This is a genomic window from Bradyrhizobium sp. CFUWI, from assembly GCF_056429085.1.
The window spans coordinates 1-4,532 of the sequence record NZ_JBWJZE010000070.1; the positions used below are offsets into that span (position 1 = coordinate 1).

General features: G+C 61.9%; 2 protein-coding genes, 1 pseudogene and 1 riboswitch. All 3 genes and pseudogenes read right to left on the reverse strand.

The window, feature by feature from the left end:
• Positions 1–405 precede the first annotated feature (405 nt).
• On the reverse strand, positions 406–1,479 hold the full coding sequence (locus tag AC066S_RS38450; RefSeq protein WP_205680580.1) for a ribonucleotide-diphosphate reductase subunit beta: 1,074 nt from the start codon (positions 1,477–1,479) through the stop codon (positions 406–408).
• Complete coding sequence (locus AC066S_RS38455; protein WP_126262221.1) at positions 1,470–3,407, reverse strand: ribonucleoside-diphosphate reductase subunit alpha; 1,938 nt, start codon at positions 3,405–3,407, stop codon at positions 1,470–1,472. The genes AC066S_RS38450 and AC066S_RS38455 overlap by 10 nt, the downstream gene beginning before the upstream one ends.
• Positions 3,408–3,513: 106 nt before the next feature.
• Positions 3,514–3,727: riboswitch (cobalamin riboswitch) on the reverse strand.
• Between the two features lie 20 nt (positions 3,728–3,747).
• Positions 3,748–3,989 (reverse strand): annotated as a pseudogene (locus AC066S_RS38460) (hypothetical protein); the annotation flags it as partial.
• Between the last annotated feature and the right edge of the window lie 543 nt (positions 3,990–4,532).

The following is a 4,532-nucleotide window of genomic DNA, read 5'->3' on the forward strand; positions in this document are numbered from 1 at the left end:
CAGCGATCGCCCAAGAGCAATTTGCAAGAAACTGCGGGCTCACCCGCCGAAATCCTGCGAACAGAACCATGTCTGTTCGCCAAAAATCGATTCTCTCTCAACGGCTTGCGTGTTCTTCACAACCGACTCCCTCTGGTCCCCTGTCGCATTCGAGCGGGTTCGGGTCGCGGAGCCCTCCACATCATAGCCGCTGAAAACAGCCGCCCACCATCAAAGGCGGCTGTGATCGTCTTGCGCCTGACCGCTGGAAACAGGAAGGGCAGAATCGTATCGTCGACCATGGCCGGTGTGGTTGCCTCGATGATGTCAGCGCAGAATTGGTCTCAGCAACCGAATCCCACGTCCCATCAGCGGCTTACACCACACTCGCTAGCCACCCACAGGCCCTTCATGAATAAAGACGGGCTAGATACGGCCGAAAGCCGCCCACACCCCGTTTTCGCCGTCCCAGCTGCCGCGGCTCGCCGCCTTGGAGTACTCCGTGGCGCGCTGCTCGAAGAAATTGGCGTGCTCGACGCCATTGAGAATCTCGACGAGCCACGGCAGCGGATGCGCCTTGAGCTGTGTGAACCCGCCCTCCTTCGCCTCGAAGAAGCCGAAGACCGGGGCAATCCGGAGCTGGGTCAGTCGCCAGTCGGCGACGTAGCGGACGTAGGCGTGGATGTGCTCAGGCAGCATGCCCTCGATCTTGCCAAGGCCGAAGGCGAGCTCGACGAAGTTCTCCTCCAGGTTCACCATGGTCTTGGCGACGTCGACAATGTCGTCGCGGACGGAGCGCGTCACCGCGCCGGTTTCGCGGTGCCATTCGTGAAATAACTTGATGATGCCCTCGCAGTGGAGACTCTCGTCGCGCACTGACCAGCTTACGATCTGTCCCATGCCGTTCATCTTGTTGTGGCGCGGGAAGTTGAGCAGCATGGCGAAGCTCGCGAACAAGGCCATGCCTTCGGTGAAGGCTCCGAACATCGCCAGGGTGCGGGCGACATCGGCCACGGTGTCGACGCCGAATTCGTGCATGTAGTCCGCCTTGGCGCGCATCTGCGCATAGCCGCGGAATGCCTCAAACTCGGTCTTGGGCATACCAAGCGTCTTGAGCAGCAGCGCATAGGCGTCGATATGAACCGTCTCCATATTGGTGAAAGCGGCCATCATCATCTGGACGGTGAGCGGCTGGAAGATCGGGATGTAGCGCTTGAGATAGTTGTCGCCGACCTCGATGTCCGACTGAGTGAAAAAACGGAAGATCTGGGTAAGCAGCGCACGCTCGTTGGCGGTGACGCGGTCCGACGCCCAGTCCTTGAGGTCGGTGCCGAGCGGTACCTCTTCGCCCATCCAGTGGGTCTGCTGCTGGCGCTTCCAGAACTCGTAAGCCCAGGCGTAGCGATCGACGTCATAGCTGCCGGTCGAATCAAGGAGGCCGACGCGCCCCTTGCCGATCAGCGTGCGCGGATCGACGGACGACAGATCGATCATTGACATGCGAGGCACTCCTCATAGTCGGTGCGCTGCGGCGCCGGCGTTGCCGTGTCATCCTCGGCAATCTTGCCGGCGAACGCCGCGCGCGAGATCGATTTTGAACGGCAGTAGTAGAGGCTCTTCACCCCACGCTTCCATGCCGTCCAGTGCAGCATGTGGAGGTCCCACTTATCGACGTCGGCCGGCAGATAGAGGTTGATCGACTGGCTCTGGCAAATGAATGGGGCGCGATCGGCGGCAAGCTCGACGATCCAGCGCTGGTCGACCTCAAAGGCGGTGCGAAGGATCGCTTTCTCGTGCTCCGACAGGATGTCGAGATGGGCGACCGACCCCTCGTGCGCGATGATCGACTGCCAGGTCGCCGAGGTGTCGGCGCCCTTGGCGGCCAGCACCTTGGCGAGATGCGGATTACGCACCGAGATGGCGCCGGATAGCGTCTTGTGGGTGTAGATGTTGGCCGGGATTGGCTCGGTGCAGGCGCTGGTGCCGCCGCAGATGATGCTTATCGAGGCGGTCGGCGCGATCGCTATCTTGTGGCTGAAGCGCGCCATCACGCCGCGTTCCAGGGCATCCGGGCACGGGCCACGCTCGCGAGCGAGCGCCACGGATGCCGCGTCGGCATCGCGACGGATTTTTCGGAACATGTTCAGATTGAACGACTTGGCCAGGACACTCTCCATCGGAATGCCCTTGGCCTGGAGAAACGAGTGGAAGCCCATGACGCCGAGGCCAACGGAGCGTTCGCGCAGGGCGGCGTAGCGGGCACGCTTCATGCCGTCCGGCGCCACTGTGATGAAGTGGGTGAGCACGTTGTCGAGGAGGCGCATGACGTCCTCGATGAAGCCGGGCTCCTTATTCCACTGGTCCCAGGTCTCGAGGTTGAGCGACGACAGGCAGCACACCGCGGTGCGCTCCTCGTCGCGATGATCGATGCCGGTCGGCAGCGTAATCTCGCTGCACAGGTTGGAGGTCGAGACCTTGAGGCCGAGCTCGCGCTGGTGCTTGGGGAGCGCGCGGTTCACGGTGTCGATGAACAAGAGATAAGGCTCGCCCGTCTGCAGCCGGTTCTCAAGGATACGTTGCCACAGCTGGCGGGCATCGATCTCGCGGACGACCTCGTTAGTCTTCGGGCTGCGCAGAGCGAACGTGGTGCCGGCACCCACGGCACGCATGAACTCGTCGGTGACGTTGATGCCGTGATGTAGGTTGAGGCTCTTGCGGTTGAAGTCGCCGGACGCCTTGCGGATCTCGAGGAACTCCTCGATCTCGGGATGGTGGATATCGAGATAGACCGCCGCCGAGCCGCGCCGCAACGAGCCCTGGCTGATCGCCAGCGTCAGGCCGTCCATGACGTGGATGAACGGGATGATGCCCGAGGTGACGCCGCCCCTCACTTTCTCGCCGATCGAGCGAACATTCCCCCAGTAGGTGCCGATGCCGCCGCCGTTGGAGGCAAGCCAGACGTTCTCGTTCCAGGTGCCGACGATGCCTTCGAGCGAGTCCGACACCGAGTTAAGGAAGCACGAGATCGGCAGGCCGCGCGGGGTGCCGCCGTTGGAGAGCACCGGTGTGGCCGGCATGAACCACAGTCGAGACATCCCATCATACAGACGTTGGGCATGCGCAACATCGTCCGCGAAGGCGCAAGACACCCGGGCGAACATGTCCTGGAGGCTTTCGCCGGCGAGCAGATAACGGTCGGTCAGCGTCAGCTTGCCGAACGACGTCAGCAGGTTGTCGCGCGACCGATCGAGCGTGAGGTCAGACGGCCTTGGCGATGGCGCGAGGGGCCTTGGCAGCGGAGCCGGCGATGGCGGCGGCTGCACAAGACACAGCTCAGGCGTGGTAGGCTTGGCCTGCGCTGGGAGCGGCCGCACACTCGGCATCTCGATGAGATGACCATGCTGATCGAAATCGTAAGACGGCGACATCGGCAACCCCGCGATGTTTGAGGCTGGGGGGCCGTGCGGACGACTTGCGAGGAGACCGGGCAAATATCACCAGTTGCAAGCAACCCACCGGGGCACCCCGCCCGAGGACGTTCGTTCTGTCGCGGCAGGTCTCCTGGCTCGCGGGTCGCTGCGGCTGTCGGCCTTCCCAGCGCTGTCGCGCCAGTGACCATGATGACAACCGCTCGCCGCTTACAGTTGCGGGGGCAGCCTCGGAATAGCCGTTGCCGGCGCACCGGGTTCCCTCTTAGCTTCCATCCTACGAGATGCGGGAATGGAAGACCGTGACGGGCTACATATAGGCGCCGCTCGCGGAGATTCGTCAAGGCGGCACCGTCAAGTTAACGAATTGGAGCAGCCCCAAGGTCGAGGTTCGGCGAGCGCTTGTCGTGGAGATCTCGCGCCAAGTCGCAAAGGCTCGCTCGCGCGAACCACGACGGAAGTCGGCAGTGACGGCTCCGAGAGAGAGGATGTGGAAAAGGTTCGCGACCTGATCATGAACTGACAGAAAAGTTGAGCCTGACGGGACGATTTGAAACGCTTCATGATCCGATCGCGTCGCCTGTCACCCTTCCGGCGTTCGTGGTCTGGACTATCCCTTCACCCGGCGATGTCCGCTGTAGGTGCTTCCCGTCGAGTCTCTACTCCTCCCCCCTGGCAGGGGCTTGGCTCGGGATTGGCAATGAAGGTTTCCGCGACTTTGAGCAGTTCTGCTCCTCTTTCCCCAAGGGCCCCGCATCGGCCCATCTATACGGCGCATACGACCTCGGGGCAAAAGGACTAGAGTCTGTTCCGCTCACGGATTGAGCAGCCGAGCGTCAGGGCGTGTACTGTTGCCCGCCAGCATTTGATGCTAGTGAACAGCGGTTAATAAATCACTGAAAGTGCATTGCATGCCTTGGCGAGCAATGGAGTGCGAAGATCTTCCATCTGTGAACGCGATCGTAGATCGCGTTCACCTCAATTACCCTGAGGATGAGTGAGCTGGTCCCGCAAATCTGAACAGCGCGATAAGTGGAGTTTCTGCCTGACGGCGGGCAAGATTGACCCGCGAATCAGGAGAGACGATGAGCAGACGAGCACGGCGGAACCACACTCCGGCTTTCA